Genomic DNA, 24,086 nt, shown 5'->3' with positions numbered 1-24,086 from the left:
AACCAAAATTACTAGTATTATGAGAAAACATTCATTGTTGTCCTTAGGTCTAAGTCTATGTATTTTAGTAGCATCTTGCTCTAAAGATGAAACTAATGATTCCCAAGAAGGGATAGACCAAGAATCAAAAGAAATAAGAGAAACACCAATTGCTATAGCACAAGTAACGTCTGGTGTTACTGTAGAAAGTAGTACGGTAAAAGAAGGTATGCCGCCAGCACCAACAGGTCAGTTAGATATTAGTATGGATACAGATGACCAACTAGGGTATTTGGATGCTGGTTTTAACATCAGAGTGAGTTCTACGGGGGAGCCAACAGGGGCTTATATTGTTTTTAAAGATAAAGACGGCAACGCACAAGATTCTTATTTTGATGTGGATTTAAGCGGTACTGGAAATAAAAAATCTATTCAGCGACGTAAGAAATTTGGAGCTAATGCCTCTATTTTTAATAAAGATGGAGCGGAAGAGCAAGAAATAAGAGTGGTTTTTGAGAATACCATACCAACCGGTACTTTTTGTTATGACTTGTGTTTGTACGATGCTACAGGGAATATTAGCCAAATTGTAACTAGATGTGTAGTAATTGATGAGTGGGGTGGTAATGATAGTGTAGTAGGAGAATGGAAGTTTGAGGCCTCATATGAAAATGGGGAACGTATAGATGAATCTTCTAATGAAGAAGAATTTCCTTGCGTTAATGGGGGGAGTGTCTTAGCAGAATACTCAGATATAGTTACGGATAACTGGTTGTTAGTTTTTGAAGCTGATGGGGATTATTACGAAGAATACGAGTATGAGGCTTATAACATAGATTATGAGGCAACTACGAATGAATGTACTGCTATTTATGAGACAGAAATCTATGGTTATCACGATAGATATTTAGGTAAGTGGGCGTACAATATGGTGGATGGTTTGTCTGTTGTAGATTTTGCTTATACAGATTTATTAGACCCTACTGAAAATGAAACGTATGAGACTGGCGATTTATATTTTGAAGGAGTTGCGGTTGCTTTTGAAGGAGATAAAATGATATTAACGGAAAGCGTTAACGAAGAAGGTATTACTATTGAATATAAAGTGGTGTTTGTGAAAAATTAAAGAACAGATATTAATTTGTTTAATACAAAAAGGTAAAATTCAATTTTGAGATTGGGTTTTACCTTTTTTGCATTTTATCTTTGATGAGATGGAAAACCCTTTTGATGATACGTATTTTATGAAGCGTGCCTTGCTAGAGGCAGAAAATGCTTTTGAAATGGGAGAAGTGCCTGTAGGTGCTGTGGTTGTAGCTGATAATAGAATTATTGGTAAAGCTCATAATTTAACGGAGCGCCTTAATGATGTTACCGCACATGCAGAAATGCAAGCCATTACGGCAGCAGCTAATTATATTGGAGGTAAGTATTTACACGGTTGCACCTTGTACGTTACCTTGGAGCCTTGCCAAATGTGTGCAGGTGCATTATACTGGAGTCAGATTTCTAAAATAGTTTACGGAGCTAGAGATTTAGAGCGCGGTTTTAGCGTTATGGGTACTACAATACACCCTAAGACAGAGGTTATACAAGGTGTAATGGAACAAGAAGCGGCAGAATTGCTAAAACGCTTTTTTATTCAGCGTAGAAATAGAAACTAAAAAAGCCCCAGCAATTGCTAGGGCTCGTAAGCTTCAAAATAAAATATATATTCTTAGATTACCTGCACTTGTGCGGCAACCATACCTTTTCTACCTTCTTCTTCTTGATATTCTACCTTGTCTCCATCGTTCAAGACTAAACCATTTAGCGCTGTAGCGTGTACAAAAATGTCCCTACCTGTTGCGTCGTTTGTAATGAATCCATAACCTTTAGACTCATTGAAAAATTTTACTGTACCAGTCATTAAAATAAATTATTATAAAGTGCGAATGTAATATTTTTAAAATGGAAAAAGTTTAAGTAAGGGTTATATTTATCGAAAATTATTGATTATCAGCTTTTTCAGCTTCATTTTTTCTCATTTTCTCAATATTTTCTTTGGTAAGCATGTAATCTTTCATATTCTTTCCCCTACTTTCTTTGTAAAGGAATAGTGGCATCGCTATTAAAAAAAGTCCTATAACTCCAGCGCCTATGTATTTTTCTGCACCGTTGGGTACACCATGCTCTTGTATATATAAGCCATAACCCATAGCTGTGAAAGAAGCAAAAAGAACCAAAAGGGTAAGGTGTTTTAATTTCATGCTTAAAATTTTAATGGTACAAAGATACTTCTTGCTATTGTAAGCACTATTCTTTTGTATTAACGGATATCTAATATTAATTTTCCCAGCCTCCAGACCAACGACCAAGGCCAGTACGGCGTAAAGTAGGTCTTCCTTTGTTAAGGATATTACTAATGTATCCTACTATAGCTAGGGTTAAAATAAGAATAAAAAATAGGAGCATAATAATCCCGAAAAGTGATATTCGGTTTCCATAGAAAAGCGCGTAAATCAGTAATGCATCAAAAGCAATCATTAAAAAAGGAATAAGAAAATTGAATCCTACTTTAGAAAGTAGCTCCTTTAGCACTCCAACGTCTTTACCCAACACCAAATGTATTTGTGCATAAAAGAGAACAGAGAAAATTAAAACAAAAATAAAGCTCCCAACTAAGGCTAAGACTAAAGTAAATCCCATAGTTACGAGCGTATCAGTTTCTTCATTGTAATTAATGGTATACGTGTCGCCTACAGAAATTTCAGATTCGGAATGGTTTAGTTTACGTTTTATTCGCTTCCCATTTTCGGTTGTAAATTCAACTATGGGCGCATAGCGCCTTTCATTATCACCATTGGTATGGCTATACTCGGTGCCAATTACTACGGCTTTATAGGTGGTACCACTCGTGAGGGCCATATAGGTGTTGGCCACGGATTGTGAAAATATACTCCAAGAGGTTAAGAATAATAGGTTAATACTGATGAGTACCAAACCTATAAAGCCATAACTTATGCAACCTGTTTTTGTTTTAAGTTTTTTTATGAGAATATGGGTGATGCCAATACTTAGTAGAATGAAGAAAGGAATAAAATAAAGTTGCATACTTTTAAAATAGTAACGGTTGAAGTATGAAAATATAGCGTAAAAGTGTTTAGATAAATGAATTTAGGCTTTAAAAACGGTGTTTGTTATGGAGTATGCTTTATAAGTTTTCTTCTGTAAGCAGTTAATAGTTTGGATTTGCTTACAAATCCAATATATGTACCGTCTTTTACTACGGGTAGGTTCCAAGCGCCGCTTTCTTGAAACTTCTGCATAACCACCTTCATGTTATCTTTATCTTGAAAAATGTACTCAGGTGGGGCATGCATCATATCTTTAACAAAGGTGCAATGGTACAATTCATTATTAAACATAATTTCTCTTATGTCGTCTAGAAGAACAATACCAACCATTTTACTGTCCTTGTCTACCACTGGGAAAATATTTCGGGTAGACTTTGCTACCGACTTATGAAGCATTTCTCCTAAAGTCATTTCTGGATAAACCGTTTTGAAATTCTTTTCTATCACCTCATCTAATTGCATTAAAGTAAGTACCGTTTGGTCTTTGTTATGCGTTAATAAAGCACCTTTTTCTGCTAATTCTTTGGTATAGATATTATGGTTCATTACATTTTTAGTGACCAAGTAAGAGATAGACGCAGTAATCATTAAGGGTACAAATAACTGATAGCCTCCCGTAATCTCTGCAATTAAAAAAATGGCCGTTAAAGGAGCATGAATCACCCCTGCAATAAGACCTGCCATGCCAATAAGCGTAAAATTGCTTTCGGATACCGTAAATCCTAACCCCAATTGATTTATCAATTTGGCAAATACGTTGCCCAAGGCGCTACCCATAACCATGGTTGGGATAAATATCCCGCCAGCACCACCTGCCGCCATAGTGGTGGTCATAGCTATGGCCTTAAAAATAGTGATACCGAAAAGCAGTAAAATAACCACCCAAATATTAGAAGTATACGCATCAAACGGTGTTTTGCCAAGCGCTTTTAAATCGTCTCCATGCAATAGATTATTTATAAAACCAAAACCTTCTCCATATAATGGTGGAATAAAATAAAGCATAATACCTATGGCAAGGCCACCTACGAGTAATTTGTATTTGGGGCTACGCAGTTTTTTAAAAAGATTGTGAATCCAAAAGAACATTTTAGTAAAGTAGATAGAGGCAACGGCAGTACCTGCGCCTAAAAGAATGTAAAAAAAGGTGTCTTCTAGTTCAAAATTTTCGGTAAGGGTGTAGTTGAATAATACTTCATTCCCCAAAAAAAAGTAAGAAGTGAGTACCCCAGAAATAGATGCTAATAAAAGGGGCAGTACCGATAACATAGTTAAATCTAGACTAAAGACTTCTACCGCAAAAATTATCGCTGCAATAGGGGACTGAAAAATGGAAGCTATAGCACCAGCAGATGCACAGGCAATTAACAAGGTTCTTGTTTTGGCATCTATATGTAGAAACTTGCTTAGATTAGAACTTAATGCAGAGCTAGACTCAACTGCAGGTCCCAATAAACCTACAGACCCTCCGAAACCCACAGTTAATGGAGCAGCTATCAATGGGTTGTAAATCTTTTTTAAGGATAGTAATCCATTTTTTTTTGAAAGGGCAAATAGAATAGAAGAAACGGCATTGCCTAGCGGATGCTTGTTTACAAACTTGGTATATAAGTACACCAAAGTTAGGCCCACAATAGGCAAAATAAAATACAGTTGATTCTCAGAAAATACGATGCCTTCTTCTAAAAGCGCCTCTATAAAGTAGGTAATGTTCTTAAGTGTAACTGCAGTTAAACCCGCTAACAAACCCACCACAATACTCACCAACTGCACAAATGTCTTGTTATTGATGTTCTTGTAGCGCCATTTCAAGAATTTTTTGAAATAGACTTTGCTATCCCTCATACACTATCCGATTCTTAATAAAAGTATTAAAAATCTCGGCCTAAAATGTAATAACAACTACAAATCTAGCTTTATGTGCAGCTCGCTTAGTTGTTCATTATCAATAGTAGCAGGGGCATCTATCATAACATCTCTACCACTATTGTTTTTAGGAAAAGCAATAAAATCTCTAATAGTTTCTTTACCTCCTAAGATGGCTACCAATCTGTCTAAACCAAAAGCGATACCACCATGCGGAGGAGCGCCATATTGGAAAGCATCCATTAAAAAGCCAAACTGCTCCTTAGCTTCTTCTGGAGTAAAACCTAAATGTTTAAACATAATGGCTTGAGTTTCCTTATCGTGAATACGTATAGAGCCACCACCAATTTCATTGCCGTTCAGTACCAAATCATATGCATTAGCTTTTACGGCACCTGGCTGTTCATCTAGCAATTCAATTTGTCCAGGTTTTGGAGACGTAAATGGATGGTGCATGGCGTGGTAGGTGTTGGTTTCTTCATCCAACTCTAAAAGTGGAAAATCTATAACCCACAGCGGAGCAAATTCATCTGCTTTACGCAATCCTAGGCGCTCTGCCATTTCCATACGCAATGCGCTTAGTTGCGCTCTTGTTTTATTTGTTTCTCCAGAAAGCACGCAAATTAAGTCGCCTTTTTGTGCTCCGGTAGCTGTTGCCCATTTAGCTAAATCTTCTTGGTCATAAAACTTATCTACGGAAGATTTGTAAGTGCCATCTTCATTGCATTTAACATAGACCATGCCTTTTGCACCTACTTGTGGGCGCTTAACCCAATCTATCAGTTTGTCTATTTCTTTGCGTGTATAGTTAGCAGCACCTGGTACCGCAATACCTACTACCAATTCTGCGCTATTAAATACGCCAAAATCTTTATGCTGTGCTACGGCATTTAGCTCGCCAAATTCCATTCCAAAACGGATGTCTGGTTTGTCATTACCGTATTTGGCCATAGCCTCATCATAAGTAATGCGCGGAAATTCTGCTACATTAACACCATTAATTTCTTTAAGCAAATGTCTTGTAAGGCCTTCAAAAATGTTTAAAATATCTTCTTGTTCCACAAAAGCCATCTCGCAATCTATCTGTGTAAACTCAGGTTGCCTGTCTGCTCGTAAATCTTCATCTCTAAAACACTTAACAATCTGAAAATACTTATCCATTCCACCTACCATAAGCAATTGCTTAAAGGTTTGTGGCGATTGTGGTAAAGCATAAAATTGCCCCTCATTCATACGGCTAGGAACTAAAAAATCTCTTGCGCCTTCTGGTGTAGATTTAATCAAATAAGGTGTTTCTACCTCTATAAAATTTTGGTCCGATAAATATTTACGAACCTCCATAGCCACTTTGTGTCTAAAGATGAGGTTGTTTTTAATTGGATTTCTACGAATATCTAGGTAACGATACTTCATACGGATGTCTTCTCCGCCATCTGTGTCATCTTCAATGGTAAACGGTGGTAGCTTGGCGTTATTTAAAACGGTGAGTTCGCTCACCAATACTTCTATAGTGCCTGTAGCTATATTGTCGTTCTTAGACGCTCTTTCTATTACAGAGCCTTTTACCTGTATTACGGTTTCACGGCTTATTGTCCTAGCTAAAGCCAATAGTTCTGGCGTGGAGCGTTCTTCATCAAAAACCAATTGGGTTAATCCATAGCGGTCTCTTAGGTCTATCCAAACCACAAAACCTTTGTCTCTAGACTTTGCGGCCCAACCGCTAAGACTTACTTCTGTTCCAATATGAGATGCGCGCAATTCGCCGCAAGTATGGCTCCTATACATAATAAAGAAATTTGCTGGGCAAAGGTAAGGTCTAGGACTACGCAGATGCAAGTATTTTTATAGATATGATGCTAACCATTCATCTACACTTTTAAGCGATTAATCCATTTAATAAGGTTTAATAGGGTTAAAAAGAAAAATATAAAACACTAAAAAACAGACAAATATAGACTTAATGTTAACTTAAGGTTATGTAAAAGTAAATCAAACATGTATTTAATGTAAAATATTTACTATCTTTGTAACGTTAGTGTAAAGGAATATAAGAACTTTAAACCCCATACAATGAAGAAAATTACAATTATATTGGCAGTGATGATGATTTCGGCGGTGACTTTTGCACAAGAAACTAAACCGAAGTTTGAAAAAGAGGGTAAAATGGTAAAAGCAACCTATTTTCATGATAATGGAGAAGTTGCACAATCTGGTTACCTTAAAGACGGTAAACTACATGGACAATGGTTTATGTATGATGTAGATGGCAAAAAACTGGCTACCGGAAAATATAACGAAGGCGTTAAAGAAGGTAAATGGTTGTTCTGGAAAGGAGAAATGTTGAAGGAAGTTGATTTTGTGGACAACCGTATTACCAACGTAAAAAATTGGAACCAATCTGAAGTGGTTTCGATACACTAATAATTAGGGTAAGTGTTAAAAACCCCGACCATTTGGTCGGGGTTTTTTTATTTATGCTAATTCTGTTTTACTAGAACTTCTTTGTTTATAATCGCCGCGAATCCTAATCTTAATACGGTACACAATATTAAATAATACGGGTACTATTATTAATGTTAAAAAAGTAGCTACAATCAAACCAAAGATTACGGTCCAAGCTAGTGGTCCCCAGAAAATTACGTTGTCTCCACCCATATATATTTGTGGGTCGAACTCAGAGAATAGGGTGACAAAGTTGATATTTAAACCGATAGCTAATGGTATTAAACCTAAAACGGTAGTAATTGCCGTTAATATTACAGGTCTTAATCTAGCTTTTCCACCTTTAACCATGGCTTCAGTGGCTTGATCTATAGTCAATAATTCTTCATCACTAATCTGTAAGTCAACCTTTTTTCTATCTAATAAAATCTGGGTATAATCTAAAAGTACAACCCCATTATTTACAACAATACCTGCTAAGGAAATAATCCCCATCATGGTCATCATAATAACAAATGGCCAGCCTGTAATAATTAAACCACCAAATACACCTATAAAACTCAAAAATATGGCCATCATAATAATGGCAGGTTTAGAAATGCCACCAAATTGAAAAATTAGAATTAACATAATCAACCCTAAACCACCAAAGAAAGCTCCCATCAAAAACTGCATTTGTTTGTTTTGCTCCTCTAACTGCCCAGTGTAATCTATTTTAACTCCGTCTGGTAACCCTTTAAATTCGGTCATTTCTTTCTGAATTTCAGCTACAATAGCTCCAGCATCCGTAAATCCAGGTTTTAAAGCAGAATATACGGTTACCACACGTTTGGTGTCTACGTGTTTAATTGCACTAAAGCTAGAATTGTTGCGTTTGTTAGCTACCGCAGAAACGGGTACTTCCATAATTCTACCATTAGAAGGGTCTCTAAAAATGATGTTTTGATTAAAAAGGGCGCTAGTATTGTAGCGCAAATCCTCATTAAAGCGTACGTAAATATCATAATCATCTCCATCTTTCTTAAAAACTCCAGCCTTTTCACCAAAAATGGAACGTCTTAACTGTTGGCCAACTTGCCCTACAGCTACGCCTAACTCACCCGCTTTTTCTCGATTCACAACTACCTGCATGCCAGGTTTGCTTTTATTCACATCCACTTTTAATTCCTCTATCCCAGCAATATTTTTGCTGTTAATAAAGTTACGCATACGTTCTGCGGTGTTGATTAGAGTATCGTAGTTTATACCTGCAATTTCTATGTTGATAGGATAACCAGCAGGTGGTCCCACGGCATCTTTTTCTACAGAAATAGTTACACCCGGATAAACCCCGGTAAGGGTATCTTGAATTTTAAGACGAAGCTTTTCTGTATCTAAGCCATTTCTATACTTAAACTCACGCATGGAAAGGGTTATTTTCCCCCTATGTGGCATTTCTGCCGCAGATCCACCTTCTGTAAACGGATTTTCTGCTCCCTTACCTACTTGAGATACACTAGATTCTACCAAATAATTAAAATCACCCTTGTTATACTTTGGTCTGCCAACCACACCATACACTCGTTCTTCTATTTGCTTAGTAATGGTGTTGGTCTTCTCTATATCTGTACCTTGCGGGTATTCTATATAGACGTAAATTTCGTTTGGTGTATTGTCAGGGAAAAATTCCACTTTAGTACGTTGACTACCAAGAGACATTCCAAAGAACACAAAAGCTAAAACCAACAGTAATGCGGTAAAGCCAAAGTACCAATACACATTTTTGCCTCTTAAAGCACGTATTAACTGCTTTTCATAAAAATTCTCGAAACGTACCAAGGTCTTAGTTTGAAAACGAACCGCCCATTTCTTTAAAAAGTATTTATAAATCCAAAGTAGACCAGCAACCACAATCATTAAAGACCCTAAACCTCTTACCGCTCCCCCTACAAAAAAGATGAATAAGCCAAAACCAACTAAAATCAAGGTGCTTCTAATTAATTGTTTCTTGGTAAGGACACGTTCACCAACATCCATAAACTGAGAAACGAGCATGGAGTTCATAAAAATGGCTACAAAGAGTGATGAGCCTAAGACAATAGAAAGGGTAATTGGGAAATATTTCATAAACTGCCCCATGATACCCGGCCAAAACGCTAAAGGAACAAAAGCAGCCACTGTAGTTAAGGTTGATATGATAATGGGTATGGCAATTTCACCAATCCCTTTTTTGGCGGCCTCTTTTCTAGAAAGTCCTTCTTGGTCCATAAGGCGGTACACATTTTCTACCACCACAACACCATTATCTACCAACATTCCTAGTCCCATAACTAAGCCGAAGAGAATCATGGTGTTAAGCGTGTAGCCCATCAGGTTTATAATCATGAAGCTCATGAACATAGACATGGGAATAGCAAAACCTACAAACAAGGCATTACGGAATCCTAAGAAAAACATTAAAACCGTAACCACTAGGATAATACCAAAGATGATATTGTTGACCAAATCATCTACTTGGTTTAAAGTTTTGCTAGAGGAGTCATTGGCTATATTAACATCTAAATCTTTAGGGAATACATTTTCTTTGGTGTCCTTAACAATAGCTCTTATTAAATCTGCAGCTTCAATGGTGTTTTTTCCAGAGCGTTTTTTAATATCTAGCATTACCACGGGAGCACCATAATCTCTGGCGTAGGTGGTTTTATCTTCTTCATGAAAACTAACCTTTGCAATATCTCTAAGATATACAGCTCCGTTTTCTGATTTTACTACAAAATTGTCTAGCTCCTTTGGGTTCTGTACTTCGCCCAGAATACGAATAGTTCTGCGCTGCCCAGACGTAATTAAATTACCCGCACTCATGGTTACATTGCCATTAGCAATGGCCTGTATAACATTATCAAAATTTACCCGAGCAGCCATCATTTTGTATACATCTACGGCAACTTCTACCTCTTTTTCTTGAGCCCCACGAATGTCTACACCTTTAATTTGCGGCAAATCTTCTATTTCGTCTTGTAAATATTCAGCAAAATCTTTTAAGCGTTCCACAGGGTAATCTCCTGTAATATTCACATTCATTATAGGAAAAGATTCTGCGATATTCAGGTCAAAAACATTGGGTTCCACCTTTGCATTGTTAAACACAGGCCAATCTTCCCCAGCTTTTTCACTATCAACTTCGTCTTTCACTTTTTGTTTTGCATTTTCTACTGTAATGCCTTCATCAAACTCCACCACAATCATAGAATAATCTTCTTGTGATGTAGAGGTAATGTCTGTAACGTTGCTGATATTTTTTAAAACATCTTCTAATGGGTCTGTAACCAAGCGTTCCATATCTTCTGCGGTATTGCCCGGATATATGGTGCTGATGTAAATTTTGGTTTCTGATACCTCTGGAAAATCTTCTCTAGGCATAGCAAAATAGGCAGATAGACCAAAAATGAAGAAAAGGGCTATCATTACATATACCACCGAAGGATTTTCAATGGCCCATGAAGATGGGCCAAACAGCTTGTTGGCGTTCTTTTGTGCTTTTTCCATGCCTTATTTTTTAGCTACTTCGGTTGTGTTTTTAACTCGGATTTCTTGATTATCTCTAACACTTCTTGCGCCTTCAGAAATGATTTGGTCACCTTTACTTAGACCAGAAAGTACTTCTATATAATCGCCTTGAGTTTTACCTGTTTCAATCACTTTTCTATGGGCTAAATAAGTGTCTCCGTTTGCGCTTTTACTCGCCAAATACACGTATTGGTCTCCATCCGCATTTTCAGAAACAATAGACTGAGGGATTAGGAGGGCCTCTGAGTTAGTATAGTCGTTAATTTTTACTTGTGCCGTTAGGTTTGGCTTTATGTTCCCATCTTTATTTGGGACAGGGATTTCTACGCTGAAGGCGCGGTTCCCTGGGTTAATAAAATTACCTGTTTGGCGCACTTTAGAGTTTATGCTACTCCCCAATACAGGAATATACACTTCTACACTTTTACCTGGTGTTATATTAGGTAGATGACTTTCTGGAACTTCTACCGTTACATACATTTGGTTAAGATTAACTATTCTAAAAACCTCGGCGCCCGGTCCTGGTGCTACAACAGTACCTTGGTCTTTTATAATAGCATCTATAATACCACTAAATGGGGCTCTAATACTAGATTTACCTAATTGGCTCTCCATTTGTTTAACAGCGCTTGTTTGTGCTTCGTACTGAGTTTTAGCTTGTAGGTATTGTATTTCTGAACCTATGTTTTGCTCCCAAAGTCTTTTTTGACGTTCAAAAGTGGTTTTTGCTAGTGCAACTTGGGTACGCATTTGCTCTAGTTGACTAGACATGCCTCCGTCATCTATAGAGGCTAAAAGTTGCCCTTTGGTTACTTTTTGGCCCTCTTTTACATAGATTTTGTACAATGTGCCCGCCATTTCTGGGTAGATTAACACATTTTGGTCTGTCATGATATCGCCTTGCAACTCCAAATAATGGTTAAATTCTTGCGGTGCAATTGTAAGTGTGCTAACCAAAGGAAATTTACGATCAGGGTCTTTAGAAACTATGGCAGAATCCAAGGCTTTTATTTGGCTTTCCAATGCTTTTAATTCCTTGTCTAGTTCTTCTCTTTTTTTGTTCATTGCAGAAACGTCGTTGCCAGAAACCAAACTTTCTACAGAGGCTGTTTTGCTATCAGAACCACAGGAAACGGCTAAGATGGCAAGTGTTAGTATTGTTATTGTTTTTTTCATTTTGATTGATTTTTTTAGTTGTTATTCAAAACCGTCTCCAATTCGGTTTTCTGGTTAATGACATCTACCATGGATTGCAGATACTCTTGTTGTGAACTGTATAGCTGTGTTTGTGCTTCTCTAAGTTCAAAGCTAGTTGCAATTCCTTCATCATATTTAATTTGATTTTTTCTCTCTATACGTTCTGCAAGCGCTAAATTGTCTTTGGAAGTTTGGTACTCATCAATGGCCAAAGTGTAATTACTTTTAGCGCGTTCCCATTGCAGTTGAAGCATTTGTTCTGTCTCTTGCATTTGTGTTTTGGCTTTATCTAGCGCTATTCTTGCGCGTTGAGTGCTCGCAGAGCGTTTAAAGGAACTAAAAATTGGGATGTTCATTTCTATTCCTAAAACAGAACTATCAAACCACTCTTGGTCTCCGTTAAAGAAGGTAAATTCATTGCTAAAAGCAGAAGTTCCATAATTTACAAAACCACTTAGGGAAGGCAATGCCCTGCTTTTGGCCAATTTGAGCTCTAATTGGCGTTGCTCATTTAAATTAGTCATAAGCTTGTAATCTACATTGTTGCTAAGACTAAACGGTGTTTCTAGTAGTTTAAAATCTATCTGTTCTTCTGTTAATTCATCCAAATTTTCTTCAAGAATAGTTGGCGTTTCAATCGGTAGTCCAAGGATTAGATTAAACATCTGTAGGGTTATTTCCTTTAGACGGATGGCGTTTTTAAGCTGACTGTTAATAGAGGCTAGTGTAATTTTTAGTTGATCCAGATTTTCTTCTTCCGTTAATCCGTTTTCTAAAATCTTTTCTGTCTCATAAACATTCTTCTCTAGATTGCTTTTATTTTTCTCCAATATTGCAACGCTTTCTTGAGCCAATAAAACATTGCCATAGGCTTCTACTACCGACTTTTTCACCTCCAAATCGGACTTTTCTTTGGTGTTTTGAGTGTAGTCTACAAAGGTTTTTGCCGCTTGTACTCCCACAATATAGCTGCCATCAAAAATAAGCTGGGTAAGCGTAGCAGTAGCAGACGCACTTTGCTTAGTGCTAAAAACAACCTCTTCAAAAGTGCCTGGCTCTCCGCCAAAAAACTCCGCAGGTATTACAGAAACTGGTTGTTTTAATTGATTTTGATAAGACACATTACCATTTATCTGGGGTAGTCCGGTAGCAATGGTTTCCCATTTTTGTTTTTGAGCATCTACCAAATCCCGATTAGAATTAATAGCCGTGTAATTGTTTTCTAATGCATATGCTACGGCCTCTTGTAGCGTAAAGCTTGTTGGCACCTCTTCTTGTGCTAGTGTTACCCAAGAAAAGAGTAGAATTGGTATGTAAAAGAATTTTTGCATTTATTGTTGATTTGAGTTGATGATTTCATTTAAAATTTTACGGCCTTCTGGCGTCACAATTCCTCTTAAGTGGTACTCTAGATAGTCGTCCATAAGGTTGGCCATGGTAAAGTGTGTAGATGGAAAATAAGATTCGTCTTTTAAGTTAGAGACACCTACAAAGTAGATGCGAGAAATAAAATCGGGGTTAAGGTTTTTTCTATAGATACCCTCTTTAATTCCTGTCTCTATGTTTTCTTTAATGCACCCTTGAGTTATTTCAAACTGTTTTCGCTTTATATTTTCAAACAGTTTAGGATAGTATTTTTGCAGTTGATAAATAGGCGATGATTTTTCATTTTTTAATCGCAATAGCAACAGTTGTTTAATTTCATACAATTCTTGGATAGGATTTTTTTTAAGACTTACGATGTAATCAATCCCTTCCGTAATTTCTTGGAACATTTTAGACGTTACCTCCTCTACTAGCATGGTCTTGTTTTTAAAGTGCGAGTAGATGGTTTTTTTAGAAATCCCCATTTCTTGGGCCAAATCGTCCATGGTAACACTCTTAAAACCAAGGGTTAAAAAAAGGTCCGTTGCTCTATTTAAAATTTTTTCTTTCATATTTAGGCGGCAAAATTATGACGGAAACTTTAAAAACAAAAAAAGTTTCCGTCGTTTTTACCTTTTTTTAACTTAGAATTTAGGATTTCGTATTTTCTGGGTCTATCGAAATGCTTTTCGGTAAAGAATTGTAATGTTTTTCTTTTGATTTAGGAATGTTGTAAAAGCCTAAAAATCTAAAAATCTTGGGTTTAGGATTGTTTTTGTTCGTTTTCATGATGTTGTTTTTTGTGATTTTCTACATATCGCTTAAAGGCGGCCTCGCCCTCTACAGTCCAAAATTCGTCGTACAATTTCCAATCAGAGAAATCATTACGCATATCGCACTTCATCTTCCATTTCTTCTTGTTTTTCTTTCCTTTTTTAGGTTTACAAGCCCCTTCACCGCCAAAACCAAAAATGATTTTAGCCAACACAAAGAGACCAAGTGCTTGCCAATAGGTAAGGGTAGACCAGCCCCATAGTTCTGGAGTAAGCCAGTTCCATAAACGCATGAGCACATAAATGGCCAAGCCAAAAACTATAGCGCCAAAAACTATAGCGGCAATCACTTTAAACACTTTTTTTGCGTAGTGCTCGGCAGACTTTTCTAACTGTTTTTCTTTGTAACTATTCATAGGTTTTACTTTATTTTTTGTTCAACTGTTTGTGTAAATGAGAAAGGGCTCTGTGTCTTCTAGACATTAGCGTTCCTTGTGCAATCCCTGTCTGTGTTGCAATCTCCCGATAAGAGTATCCTTCAAAATCTACCGCAATAATAATGTCTCTGTAAACAGGCTTAAGTTGTACTAAGGCATCTTTAAGGGCCTGTTCCAATTCTGGTCGCTGACTTTCTGGTTCATCGCTATAAAAAAGAGCGCTAAATTCTTCCCATAATTCTGCTACACGGTCTTCATCGTATTGTTTTTCTTTACGAGTACGTAATACATCTATTATCTTTTTACGGATGGCATTGTATACGTAAGCGGCAATATTATTTATAGGGACCGCATCTTCTGCTCTAGAAAGTACTTTTAACGCCACCTCTTGCAGAATATCTTCTGCGTTGCTATCTGCAGTATCGTCTATTTTAGAGCGTACATACCCTTTAAGGGAATGGTACTCCTCTTTAAAAAATTGACTTAGGTTATTGTTAGTAGTGGTTTTCACAAGCTGGTTTACAGTGCTTTCTATTTATAAAGACGAAAGATTTTATTTCTATTGCATCTTTTTTTGATATATCTGACGAGTGCAATCCGTTTTTGTTAATCTTTTTGGATGTATTTTTGAGCAAAATCCCATTTTATGCACAGCTTGGATGCCTACAGGGCAGCATTCTTATCGTATTTAGAAGAACATGAAATTACCAAAGAACCCAAACAGTTATACGAGCCCGTTAACTACATCTTACAATTGGGAGGTAAGCGAATGCGTCCAATTCTGGCACTTATGGGGTGCGAGTTATTTGGGGTAGATTTTAAAAAAGCATTACCTGCAGCAATGGCCGTAGAGGTTTTTCATAACTTTTCTCTGGTACATGATGATATTATGGACGATGCTCCGCTGCGTAGAGGAAAAACCACAGTACACGAAAAATGGGATGTCAATACCGGAATTCTTTCTGGTGATGCTATGCTTATTAATGCGTACCAACACTTGGCACAGTATGATGGGGATACCTTAAAAAAACTATTGGTATTATTTAACACCACAGCTTTAGAAGTTTGTGAAGGCCAACAATACGATGTGGATTTTGAAGTGAGAGACGATGTTACTTTACAGGAGTACTTGCAAATGATTGCCTATAAAACATCCGTTTTGGTAGCAGCAGCATTACAGATGGGTGCCATTGTGGCCGAAGCTACTGTGGAAGACCAAGAAGCTATTTATGCCTTTGGTAAAAATTTAGGAATCGCTTTTCAACTGCAAGATGATTATTTAGATGCTTTTGGTGACCCAGAAACATTTGGTAAGCAAGTTGGTGGGGATATTATAGAAAATAAAAAGACCTTCTTGTATATCACTGCTATGGAAAAAGCAAAAGAGGCAGACCAAACTACTTTGCAGCATCTCTTTAGTATACAACCAGCAGACCCTACTAGTAAAATAACGGCAGTTAAACAAATATTTGAGCACAGTGGTGCCGTTGCAGCCATTTTAGAAGAGGTGGAAAAATATACCCAATTGGCCTTTAACCAGCTTAAAGCTCTAAATGTGCCTGAAAATAGAAAAGATGCATTGCTTGCCTTTGGTAAAAGTTTGATGACTAGAAAGGTGTAGATTACCTTGTTCTGTTTGGTTTATTATCTAGATTAAAATCCTGATTTTACCCTTTTTAGTAAGGCTTGTATAAAAGGTTTTTTGGGGCATGCCCAAATAAGTTGCAGGTCTTCCCAAAGGTTAGTTTCCTCGTCTAAAAATTTTAAGATGAGTTTTGCTGGTCTTTTTTGAAACATTTGACTAAAGATGGGGCTGCCTAGGTTGTTTTTTTGGTCTAAAATATCTAACAACAACACATCATAAAACCAGAATTTTTTTTGGGGTTTTAAGTGATGTAAAGGTTTTTTGGATTTTAGTAAGTTTACCAACTTAGCAACTTGTTTTTTACTGTTGTAAAAGGTGTAGCCGGTACTGGGTTTGGCCCATCCGCCAGCAATTCCGATTTTTAGGTAACGCCCAGTATTTTCTCTATGGAACTGGTGGCATGTCATAGGTATATTGCCTTTTTCTTTGGCAATAATCTTATAATAGGTAACACCCAATTTAGAAAGGTAATTTGTTATAGCTGTTTCGTATTCGTCTGTAGATAAGGGAGTAGCGGAGAATAGGGTATACTCCACTAAAGCTTCGTTTTCTGCAAACGGAAGCACATACATAAACCTTGTATTTCCTTTTTGAGGCACGCTAAAATCCATAAAGGTAGCTGTATCTGACCCAAACACAGCTTGGTCTGTCTTAATATGCCAACCTATAAAGTGTTGTTGTAACACAGGGAATTTACTTCGCGAAAGCAAATCCTTATAGTTAAATCTACTATCAAAAATTTTGTCCGCTGAAATGGTTTGGGTTTGGTTGGCTAGTCTAATTTGATTGTCTACAATTGCTGTGACAGTACCCTGCAGAAACTCTATATTTTCTTTTGCCTTGAGCTTGGGAATTAATTTATTGTAAAAATCAATACCCCTAATCATTTTGTAGTAGTAAGGGCTAATATTTTCTTTAGTATTGAACGTAGTATTCTTAAAGCGAATATTTGACCATTTTTTATACGTGTAAGCATCTAAATCACTCTGGTCTTTTTCCCAAAAGCACCAGGTTCTATCGTTTTCTGTTTTGGCACTTTTATCGATAACAAGAATGGAGGAAGCATTAAAAAATGAATCCTCGGCTAAAGCTTTTAGCAAAAGAAGACCAGCAGCTCCTGCGCCAACAATTACGTAGTTATAATGCATGTGCTAAAGGTACAAAAGCAACACTTACTTTTTAGAGCGGACCATGGACACCCAAATACCAATACCTAAGGCAATTGCAATTACGGTGAGGGAAATCCATTCTGGAATCTTAATCCAATTGGCCAGCATTAACTTAAAAGCTACAAAAATGAGGATTGCAAATACGCTATATTTTAAATAATGGAAACGCTCTAGCATGTTCGCTAAGAAAAAGTATAGCGACCGTAAGCCCATAATAGCAAAGATGTTAGAGCTAAAAATTAGGTATGGGTCTGTGGTAATAGCTAAAATGGCTGGGATGCTATCTAAAGCAAAAAGTAAATCTGTAAATTCTATGGTGATTAAAGCTCCAAATAGCGCTGTAAATACTTTTTTGCCATTTATGGTAGTACGAAATTTATCACCATCTAATTGGTCCGATATATTAAAGAATTTGGCTATGCCTTTGTTTTTTTGACTTGGTTCATCTTCCTTATCATTTTTCTTAAACATGGTTATAGCTGTGTACAACAAAAACAAACCAAAAATAATGGTGATGTTATGGAACTTATGAATAAGTAACAAGCCAAAACTAATAAGAAGCGCCCTGAAAATAATAGCGCCTAAAATTCCTAAGAACAAGAGTTTGTGTTGGTATTTTAAAGGAATGTTATAACCAGTAAATATAATGGCAATTACAAATAAGTTGTCTACACTTAAAGATAGTTCTATTAGATAGCCAGAAATATATTTGAAAACAGCCTCTGTAGCGGGTATTTCTGTAGGATTGGCGACCATACCATTTGTATAAAAATAGTAGACAGCGCCGGTAAAAAGTAAGGCATTGGTAACAAAGAAAACAGTCTCCCAAAGTGCTTTTTTATTGGTAACAACTTCATTCTTTTTATGCAAGACAAAAAAGTCTATAAACAGTAATAATAGCACATGACCAATAAGAATAATCCAAGGCAGATTGCTTTCCATAACGCATAATATATTAGCTCAAATGTACTGGGTTTGCGCCAAAAGGATTAACTCTTTTACACTTTTATTTTAGTGAAATTGAAGGCAAGCATAGTGGCCTTTTTTACTGCAATTCAGGGTCTAACTAGTATTGTTAGGCTTATTTAATTTAGAATAGATAGTAATTTTTGGGGAGATAGATATTCAAAATATCGTTGTGTAATATTAAAATCTTTATCTAAAATAATCGTGGTAGGCAAGGAAAAAGGGGTCTCAGGTCTCGACGCTAATACTAAGGCAAGTTCATGTGTGGGGTTTCTATGCGTTTCCAATTGTTTATTGGTAAATAGTTCTCCTCTGAATGCTATTGCTTCCTTACTTTCTGCATTCATCTTTACGGCATAAAAGTCACTATTAAGTTTAGCGATAACCTCTTTGTCTTTAAATGATGCGGCATCCATTTTTTTACAGTACGCACACCAATCAGCGTAGAAATTTATAAATACTTTTTTTTGTTTTACTGCCAAAGAATCTTCTAACTGCTCAAAACTTAGCCAGTTTATGGTGGATTTTTGTGCGTTTACAGTGGAGTTAACTAGTGCTACTAATGCCAAAATTAGTAACGTTTTAAAGGGTTTAATTGTCGGTGTTGATGCCATTATTAATGTAGTTTGCCAATTTTAAGGCCAAAGAATAGGGCTCTTGGCGCATCTGGTCCATAGATGTAATCAGAATCACGAGTTGCACCACTGTCAAAATCATTTTGATAGCTGTTAAAAATGTTGGTTACACCACCAGAAATGGTAATCATAAAAGATTCACTAAAATCAAAATGCGTTTCTAATTTTAGGTTCATATCAAAAAAATCACCAGATTCCCTAAGTTGTAAAAAGCCAGTATTGCTAATTACTCTAGGGACGGTCATATTACCTGTATAAGTACTGGTAACATCAATATTAAAATGTTTGTTAGGTAGCCAAGTTCCATTTATGTAACCGTAAAAATTAGGAACACGTACAAACTCGTCTACAGTAATATTAGTTTCACCAGGGGTGCCATCAGTTTCAAACAACAATTGTGTTTCATCGTATTTTGTACGCTGTAACGTTCCCCCTGCCTGAAATTGCCATTTAGGATTAGGAGAAACTCCTATTTCAAAATTAGAACCGTAAACCGTTGCACCTTCCCCATTTCTTACTTCTTCTAAGATAGAGCCGTTTTCTAAAACTGCACCAGTACTAACCAAAGTAAATGGGTCTTGTATATTGGTGTAAAATCCTTCTAATAAAACGTCTAACTGTACTAATTTTTTTGTTTTAGCATAGTTTAAGGATGCTGTGAAAGCGTTAGAGAATTCAGTCTTTAAATTTTCTGATAGTATTACAAACTGTTGTTCTCCGCCTACACTAGAAATGTGTAAATCTTCATTAAAAGCTTGTGGAGCGCGGAATCCACGAGCGTACCCTCCTCTAAACTTTAAATCATCTGTAATTAAATAGGATAACGTTAATCTAGGAGAAAATGCAGTTTGGTTAAGGTCTACTGTTCTAGCAATAGTGCCAATAGCATAATTGCCATCTACAGATACGTGGTCTAGACGGCCCCCTAATAGTGTGGTAAATCTCTGGGTAGGCTTCCATTCGTACTGAGCGTAGGTACCTAGACTGTTTACACTTTGGTCTATTAAACGATTGTAGCCTGCAATATTATCTTCGGTATTACTGTAAGTATATTCTACCCCGCCGGTAAGAACATCATTGTTTTTAAAAGCTTTAGTTAATTGCAAACCATTTACCCAAGCTAAATCTTTAGTGTCCCCAAATGCATTGTTAGCTGCGATACTATCGGCTCTAGTCCGCTCTCCTCCTAAACCACCATAATAACTATCTCTAGCAGTGTAAGAAGCAGAGGTATAAAGTTGACTGTTAAGTGTGCCATCCTTACTACGAATATCATAGTCCAATCCGCCAATAAAAGTATCGTGGTCTAACTGCTCGGTTATATCTGTAAATTGAGGCGCTAAGTCTAAACGGTCTCCACCTCTACGTTGTTCACGTATTGCATTTAAGTTTAAAGATAAACGGCTTTTGTCTGTAGGCTTAAAAAAAGCTTTAGCTCCTAAGGTATTATTGCGTAATTCTACTATTTCTGTGAAGCCATCTCCATTTGCATCATATGAGTCTCTGTTACGGTACATGCCAAAAAGCGTTATGCCACTTTTTAAATCATCCGCAACAATAGAACTATTGAAATTTACAACACGGTCTAAAGCTTCGCCATCTATAATAGCTAGGTTGCTGCCAACTTCCCATAAGTTTAATATAGGGTCCTTGGTAATTATATTCACGGTTCCTGCTATGGCATTAGAGCCAAAAAGTGCAGAGCCACCACTACGGATTACTTCTACGCGCTCAATACTATTTGTAGGTATCTGTTCTAAACCATAAACCCCCAATAGAGAGGAGAATATAGGTCTACTATTTAAAAGAATTTGTGTGTAAGCACCATCTAAACCATTTAGTCGTACTTGTGTAAACCCACAGTTTTGGCAGTTTGTTTCTACTCGTACGCCTGGCGCAAAATTTAAGCCCTCTGCAACGGATATAGATTGCGTTGCAGTGAGCAGTCTTGGTTTTAAAGAAGAAACCACAACAGGCGCACTTTTACGTTCCACTCGGTTTCTAGTAGCACTTATGACAACCTCATCCAAGCCTAAAATATCTTCCGTCAAATTAAAGTCAAGTTGATTGTTTTTGGTACTGCTGATATCAACCTTCTTTTCCAAACTTCTAAAACCCTGACTTTGTACAGTAATGGTAGTAATGCCTTGTGGCAGCTTCAAAGTATATGTTCCGTTTTCATCAGAAGTTGTGCCCAGCGTTGTTCCTTTTACAAAAATACTAGCAAACGCAACGGGTTTTTTTTGACTTGTAACAGTACCACTTACCAGTTGATCTTGAGCGGTTAAATAGGTAAATAGTAAACAAAAATGTACTATAAAAAAGGTTTTCATTAAAAAGAGGTCTCAAAATTAAATTGCAGTCTAAAACTGTTAAGTGGTAAAAAGATTAACGTAACATGAAATTTAGTTATCATGTAAATTAATTTTAGACAAAGCTAAAAATTGATTTTGATAAATAAAAATGTATTTTTGAAAAAAGCTTTTAAGAGCGTGACAAAATCTGAAGAGAATTACATTAAAGCAATTTATCATTTGGGTGGACATAGAAGTCAACTCATTACGACCAATGCCATTGCAGAAGAGATGGATACGAAACCCTCTTCTGTAACGGATATGGCTAAAAAATTAGCAGATAAAGGCCTGGTAGATTATATAAAATATAGGGGTATTTCTCTTACAGAGAAAGGAACAAAAACGGCTTTATCCATCATAAGAAAGCACCGACTTTGGGAGGTTTTTTTGGTAAAGAAATTAGATTTTTCTTGGGATGAGGTTCATGAGGTTGCGGAACAGTTAGAACATATTAAGAGCGAAAAACTAATAGATAAAATTGACGAACTATTAGATTTTCCAAAGTTTGACCCTCATGGTGATCCCATTCCTTCTAAAGAAGGTGAGTTTTTTGAGCGGGATAAACAATTACTAAGTGAGGTTAGTAAGGGTCAAAGGGGGATTTGTGTGGGAGTAAAAGATACTTCTTCTGCTTTTTTAAAGTTTTTGGATAAGAACAAAATAGCGTTAGGAAATCATATAGAAATTTTAGAAAAAGAAGATTTTGATAATTCACTTTTTGTTAAAATCGAAACAAAAGAAATGCATATTTCTAATATGATAGCTAGTAATTTATACATAAAAATAAACACTTAGATGGAACAGGTAATTGCTTATTTTGAAACCATAGATCCCATTTTGGCCGCTTTGTATGCAACTTTATTTACTTGGGGCCTAACTGCTGCTGGTGCAGGATTAGTTTTTTTATTTAAAAGTCCTAATAGAGCTTTAATGGATGGTATGTTAGGTTTTACTGGGGGGGTCATGGTGGCAGCAAGTTTTTGGAGTTTACTGGCGCCAGGCATAGAAATGAGTCCGGGGGAAGGTTTTGTTAAAGTGATTCCCGCCGCGGTAGGCTTTTTATTAGGTGCTGGTTTTATTTTTGGGTTAGATAAAATCTTACCCCATTTGCATATAAATTTTAAAGTAGATGAAGCCGAAGGTATTAAGACCCCTTGGCACCGAACTGTACTTTTAGTTTTAGCTATTACCCTGCATAATATACCAGAAGGTTTGGCTGTGGGTGTACTATTTGGAGGGGTAGCTTCTGGTTTTGAGGGTGCTACTATTGGTGGGGCGGTTGCTTTAGCTCTTGGTATTGGCTTGCAAAATTTTCCAGAAGGGTTTGCCGTGGCAGTACCAATGCGCAGACATGGCTTAAGCCGCAGAAAAAGCTTTATGTACGGGCAGGCTTCTGCTATTGTAGAACCTATCGCTGGGGTTTTAGGCGCTTGGGCGGTTTTGACTTTTGAGCCTATTTTACCTTATGCATTAGCATTTGCTGCAGGAGCCATGATTTTTGTGGTAGTAGAAGAAGTAATACCAGAAACTCAGCAAGATAAGTATACAGACATAGCAACGATGGGCTTTATAGGCGGATTTATCATCATGATGACCTTAGATGTAGGGCTAGGATAGGTGTAAAAACAATTTGTTTTATTGTTTTACACATTTATTTAGCTTCCTAGCCGTTGAGAATGTTTAGTTTTAAGGATATATCAATGCTTTTTTACGATATAACCACAGACCAAAAACTAAACCATGCAAGCAACAATACAGGTTAAGGATAAAAGTGAGCGTAATACACATTTAAAAATTGCACCGTTCGATGTACGTAAAAGATATACCAAACCCCATAGGCATAACAAATATCTAGAGCTGGTATACTTTTCGGATGCGCAAGGAGCGCACCATGTAGATTTTAAAGCATACCCAATTACACCTCCCGTAGTTTTTGTCATTACCCAAGACCAAGTGCATCATTGGGAAATCACTACGGAACCTAAAGGGTTTGTTCTAATTATTAAAGCTTCTTTTTTAGACTTTAGTACAGATCAAGAATTGGCTATTTTGTTGCGTAGTATTTTTGATAAGCCAATGATTAACTTATCCAGAGAAGAAAATATTGGTACGCTTTTTAGTTTATTGGAGAAAGAATATGCAAAAGGTGTAGCGAGGAATACTATGGTTTTTGAAGGTTTATTAAAGGCATTATTTGCAAGCATAAAAGAAGAAGCAGAAAAAGACGGCCAAAAGGTACACAGTAAAGGCGCACAATTGGTGGCCTTATTACAAGAGCGTTTAGTAAATAGTGTGGCTTATTACGCAGGAGTGTTACATACCTCTCCAGAGAATCTTAATGCCATCTGCAAAAAGGAATTTGATAAAACCGCATCTCTTGTTATTGCAGAGGCTATAATTAAAGAAGCAAAAAGAAGGCTATGCTATACAGACGCTTCGATTGCGCGGTTGGCTTATTCTTTTGAATTTAACGATGCTTCTAACTTTGTAAAATACTTTAAAAGGCATACAGGCTTAACCCCTTTACAATACCGTAAAACGGCAAGAATACCATAATTTATAGAATTCTACCATTTGTCTGTTATTATTAAGCGTA

General features: G+C 36.7%; 22 protein-coding genes. 7 read left to right on the top strand and 15 right to left on the bottom strand.

The features are described 5' to 3' along the window. Nucleotides 1-19 precede the first annotated feature (19 nt). Together HCO57_RS08175 and HCO57_RS08170 are read left to right on the top strand one after the other, a co-directional pair. Nucleotides 20-1,105 carry a hypothetical protein gene (locus HCO57_RS08175; RefSeq protein WP_167988613.1) on the top strand — a complete coding sequence of 362 codons (1,086 nt, stop codon included), beginning with the start codon at nucleotides 20-22 and terminating at the stop codon, nucleotides 1,103-1,105. An 88-nt stretch (nucleotides 1,106-1,193) separates the two neighbouring features. Continuing rightward, a complete protein-coding gene (locus HCO57_RS08170; protein ID WP_167988612.1) occupies nucleotides 1,194-1,643 on the top strand; it encodes a nucleoside deaminase in 450 nt (149 codons plus the stop codon). A 53-nt stretch (nucleotides 1,644-1,696) separates the two neighbouring features. Here the strand turns inward: HCO57_RS08170 and HCO57_RS08165 are convergent, their stop codons facing one another. The 5 genes from HCO57_RS08165 to aspS form a co-directional block, all read right to left on the bottom strand. Then, nucleotides 1,697-1,888 (bottom strand): cold-shock protein, encoded by a 192-nt coding sequence (locus tag HCO57_RS08165; protein ID WP_136949180.1) that lies wholly within the window; start codon nucleotides 1,886-1,888, stop codon nucleotides 1,697-1,699. Between the two features lie 79 nt (nucleotides 1,889-1,967). Next, on the bottom strand, nucleotides 1,968-2,228 hold the full coding sequence (locus HCO57_RS08160) for a hypothetical protein (protein WP_136949181.1): 261 nt from the start codon (nucleotides 2,226-2,228) through the stop codon (nucleotides 1,968-1,970). 76 nt (nucleotides 2,229-2,304) lie between these two features. Further along, nucleotides 2,305-3,072 carry a DUF3592 domain-containing protein gene (locus tag HCO57_RS08155; RefSeq protein ID WP_167988611.1) on the bottom strand — a complete coding sequence of 256 codons (768 nt, stop codon included), beginning with the start codon at nucleotides 3,070-3,072 and terminating at the stop codon, nucleotides 2,305-2,307. An 86-nt stretch (nucleotides 3,073-3,158) separates the two neighbouring features. Continuing rightward, nucleotides 3,159-4,940, bottom strand: a complete 1,782-nt coding sequence (locus HCO57_RS08150) for a chloride channel protein (RefSeq protein WP_167988610.1) — start codon at nucleotides 4,938-4,940, stop codon at nucleotides 3,159-3,161. Nucleotides 4,941-4,997: 57 nt separating this feature from the next. Continuing rightward, on the bottom strand, nucleotides 4,998-6,746 hold the full coding sequence (gene aspS / locus HCO57_RS08145; RefSeq protein ID WP_167988609.1) for an aspartate--tRNA ligase: 1,749 nt from the start codon (nucleotides 6,744-6,746) through the stop codon (nucleotides 4,998-5,000). Nucleotides 6,747-7,031: 285 nt separating this feature from the next. Between aspS and HCO57_RS08140 the strand changes: the two genes are divergently transcribed. Then, entirely contained in the window at nucleotides 7,032-7,382 is a 351-nt protein-coding gene (locus tag HCO57_RS08140) for a toxin-antitoxin system YwqK family antitoxin (RefSeq protein WP_136949185.1), read from the top strand. Between the two features lie 51 nt (nucleotides 7,383-7,433). Here the strand turns inward: HCO57_RS08140 and HCO57_RS08135 are convergent, their stop codons facing one another. From HCO57_RS08135 to HCO57_RS08110, 6 genes are all read right to left on the bottom strand, one after another. Next, complete coding sequence (locus HCO57_RS08135) at nucleotides 7,434-10,928, bottom strand: efflux RND transporter permease subunit (protein WP_167988608.1); 3,495 nt, start codon at nucleotides 10,926-10,928, stop codon at nucleotides 7,434-7,436. A gap of 3 nt (nucleotides 10,929-10,931) precedes the next feature. Further along, a complete protein-coding gene (locus HCO57_RS08130; protein ID WP_167988607.1) occupies nucleotides 10,932-12,125 on the bottom strand; it encodes an efflux RND transporter periplasmic adaptor subunit in 1,194 nt (397 codons plus the stop codon). A 14-nt stretch (nucleotides 12,126-12,139) separates the two neighbouring features. Next, entirely contained in the window at nucleotides 12,140-13,477 is a 1,338-nt protein-coding gene (locus HCO57_RS08125) for a TolC family protein (protein WP_167988606.1), read from the bottom strand. Further along, nucleotides 13,478-14,083, bottom strand: coding sequence for a TetR/AcrR family transcriptional regulator (locus HCO57_RS08120; protein ID WP_136949189.1), 606 nt, complete (start codon nucleotides 14,081-14,083; stop codon nucleotides 13,478-13,480). Nucleotides 14,084-14,274: 191 nt separating this feature from the next. Then, nucleotides 14,275-14,700: a hypothetical protein gene (locus tag HCO57_RS08115; RefSeq protein WP_167988605.1), complete on the bottom strand. Its 426-nt coding sequence runs from the start codon at nucleotides 14,698-14,700 to the stop codon at nucleotides 14,275-14,277. A 10-nt stretch (nucleotides 14,701-14,710) separates the two neighbouring features. Beyond that, nucleotides 14,711-15,232: an RNA polymerase sigma factor gene (locus HCO57_RS08110; RefSeq protein WP_167988604.1), complete on the bottom strand. Its 522-nt coding sequence runs from the start codon at nucleotides 15,230-15,232 to the stop codon at nucleotides 14,711-14,713. Nucleotides 15,233-15,367: 135 nt separating this feature from the next. Between HCO57_RS08110 and HCO57_RS08105 the strand changes: the two genes are divergently transcribed. Then, on the top strand, nucleotides 15,368-16,342 hold the full coding sequence (locus HCO57_RS08105; protein WP_167988603.1) for a polyprenyl synthetase family protein: 975 nt from the start codon (nucleotides 15,368-15,370) through the stop codon (nucleotides 16,340-16,342). Nucleotides 16,343-16,374: 32 nt separating this feature from the next. Here HCO57_RS08105 and HCO57_RS08100 read toward each other — a convergent pair whose 3' ends face one another. From HCO57_RS08100 to HCO57_RS08085, 4 genes are all read right to left on the bottom strand, one after another. Next, complete coding sequence (locus tag HCO57_RS08100; protein WP_167988602.1) at nucleotides 16,375-17,514, bottom strand: lycopene cyclase family protein; 1,140 nt, start codon at nucleotides 17,512-17,514, stop codon at nucleotides 16,375-16,377. 24 nt (nucleotides 17,515-17,538) lie between these two features. Beyond that, a complete protein-coding gene (locus tag HCO57_RS08095) occupies nucleotides 17,539-18,477 on the bottom strand; it encodes a TerC/Alx family metal homeostasis membrane protein (RefSeq protein WP_167988601.1) in 939 nt (312 codons plus the stop codon). Nucleotides 18,478-18,620: 143 nt separating this feature from the next. Next, nucleotides 18,621-19,070 carry a thioredoxin family protein gene (locus HCO57_RS08090; RefSeq protein WP_245167562.1) on the bottom strand — a complete coding sequence of 150 codons (450 nt, stop codon included), beginning with the start codon at nucleotides 19,068-19,070 and terminating at the stop codon, nucleotides 18,621-18,623. Between the two features lie 47 nt (nucleotides 19,071-19,117). Then, nucleotides 19,118-21,469 (bottom strand): TonB-dependent receptor, encoded by a 2,352-nt coding sequence (locus tag HCO57_RS08085; RefSeq protein WP_167988599.1) that lies wholly within the window; start codon nucleotides 21,467-21,469, stop codon nucleotides 19,118-19,120. Between the two features lie 159 nt (nucleotides 21,470-21,628). Here HCO57_RS08085 and HCO57_RS08080 point away from each other — a divergent pair, with 159 nt between their 5' ends. The 3 genes from HCO57_RS08080 to HCO57_RS08070 all read left to right on the top strand — a co-directional run bounded on the left by HCO57_RS08080 (nucleotide 21,629) and on the right by HCO57_RS08070 (nucleotide 24,046). Continuing rightward, entirely contained in the window at nucleotides 21,629-22,285 is a 657-nt protein-coding gene (locus tag HCO57_RS08080; protein ID WP_167988691.1) for a metal-dependent transcriptional regulator, read from the top strand. Beyond that, nucleotides 22,286-23,107, top strand: coding sequence for a ZIP family metal transporter (locus HCO57_RS08075; protein WP_136949197.1), 822 nt, complete (start codon nucleotides 22,286-22,288; stop codon nucleotides 23,105-23,107). It abuts the gene before it with no gap. A 123-nt stretch (nucleotides 23,108-23,230) separates the two neighbouring features. Next, the gene (locus HCO57_RS08070; protein WP_167988598.1) at nucleotides 23,231-24,046 is read left to right on the top strand and encodes a helix-turn-helix domain-containing protein; all 816 of its coding nucleotides are present in this window, start codon (nucleotides 23,231-23,233) and stop codon (nucleotides 24,044-24,046) included. Nucleotides 24,047-24,086: the final 40 nt, after the last annotated feature.

Source organism: Croceivirga sp. JEA036 (genome assembly GCF_011882165.1).
Taxonomy (GTDB): Bacteria; Bacteroidota; Bacteroidia; order Flavobacteriales; family Flavobacteriaceae; genus Croceivirga.
Note: the sequence above shows the minus strand (reverse complement) of the source record. Positions and strands in the feature narration are given on the sequence as shown.

What these genes read in the sequence shown, in the direction of transcription:
- HCO57_RS08175 (WP_167988613.1), top strand. Translation starts at nt 20, where the DNA reads ATGAGAAAACATTCATTGTTGTCCTTAGGTCTAAGTCTATGTATTTTA.
- HCO57_RS08170 (WP_167988612.1), top strand. Translation starts at nt 1,194, where the DNA reads ATGGAAAACCCTTTTGATGATACGTATTTTATGAAGCGTGCCTTGCTA.
- HCO57_RS08165 (WP_136949180.1), bottom strand. Translation starts at nt 1,888, where the DNA reads ATGACTGGTACAGTAAAATTTTTCAATGAGTCTAAAGGTTATGGATTC.
- HCO57_RS08160 (WP_136949181.1), bottom strand. Translation starts at nt 2,228, where the DNA reads ATGAAATTAAAACACCTTACCCTTTTGGTTCTTTTTGCTTCTTTCACA.
- HCO57_RS08155 (WP_167988611.1), bottom strand. Translation starts at nt 3,072, where the DNA reads ATGCAACTTTATTTTATTCCTTTCTTCATTCTACTAAGTATTGGCATC.
- HCO57_RS08150 (WP_167988610.1), bottom strand. Translation starts at nt 4,940, where the DNA reads ATGAGGGATAGCAAAGTCTATTTCAAAAAATTCTTGAAATGGCGCTAC.
- aspS (WP_167988609.1), bottom strand. Translation starts at nt 6,746, where the DNA reads ATGTATAGGAGCCATACTTGCGGCGAATTGCGCGCATCTCATATTGGA.
- HCO57_RS08140 (WP_136949185.1), top strand. Translation starts at nt 7,032, where the DNA reads ATGAAGAAAATTACAATTATATTGGCAGTGATGATGATTTCGGCGGTG.
- HCO57_RS08135 (WP_167988608.1), bottom strand. Translation starts at nt 10,928, where the DNA reads ATGGAAAAAGCACAAAAGAACGCCAACAAGCTGTTTGGCCCATCTTCA.
- HCO57_RS08130 (WP_167988607.1), bottom strand. Translation starts at nt 12,125, where the DNA reads ATGAAAAAAACAATAACAATACTAACACTTGCCATCTTAGCCGTTTCC.
- HCO57_RS08125 (WP_167988606.1), bottom strand. Translation starts at nt 13,477, where the DNA reads ATGCAAAAATTCTTTTACATACCAATTCTACTCTTTTCTTGGGTAACA.
- HCO57_RS08120 (WP_136949189.1), bottom strand. Translation starts at nt 14,083, where the DNA reads ATGAAAGAAAAAATTTTAAATAGAGCAACGGACCTTTTTTTAACCCTT.
- HCO57_RS08115 (WP_167988605.1), bottom strand. Translation starts at nt 14,700, where the DNA reads ATGAATAGTTACAAAGAAAAACAGTTAGAAAAGTCTGCCGAGCACTAC.
- HCO57_RS08105 (WP_167988603.1), top strand. Translation starts at nt 15,368, where the DNA reads ATGCACAGCTTGGATGCCTACAGGGCAGCATTCTTATCGTATTTAGAA.
- HCO57_RS08100 (WP_167988602.1), bottom strand. Translation starts at nt 17,514, where the DNA reads ATGCATTATAACTACGTAATTGTTGGCGCAGGAGCTGCTGGTCTTCTT.
- HCO57_RS08095 (WP_167988601.1), bottom strand. Translation starts at nt 18,477, where the DNA reads ATGGAAAGCAATCTGCCTTGGATTATTCTTATTGGTCATGTGCTATTA.
- HCO57_RS08085 (WP_167988599.1), bottom strand. Translation starts at nt 21,469, where the DNA reads ATGAAAACCTTTTTTATAGTACATTTTTGTTTACTATTTACCTATTTA.
- HCO57_RS08075 (WP_136949197.1), top strand. Translation starts at nt 22,286, where the DNA reads ATGGAACAGGTAATTGCTTATTTTGAAACCATAGATCCCATTTTGGCC.
- HCO57_RS08070 (WP_167988598.1), top strand. Translation starts at nt 23,231, where the DNA reads ATGCAAGCAACAATACAGGTTAAGGATAAAAGTGAGCGTAATACACAT.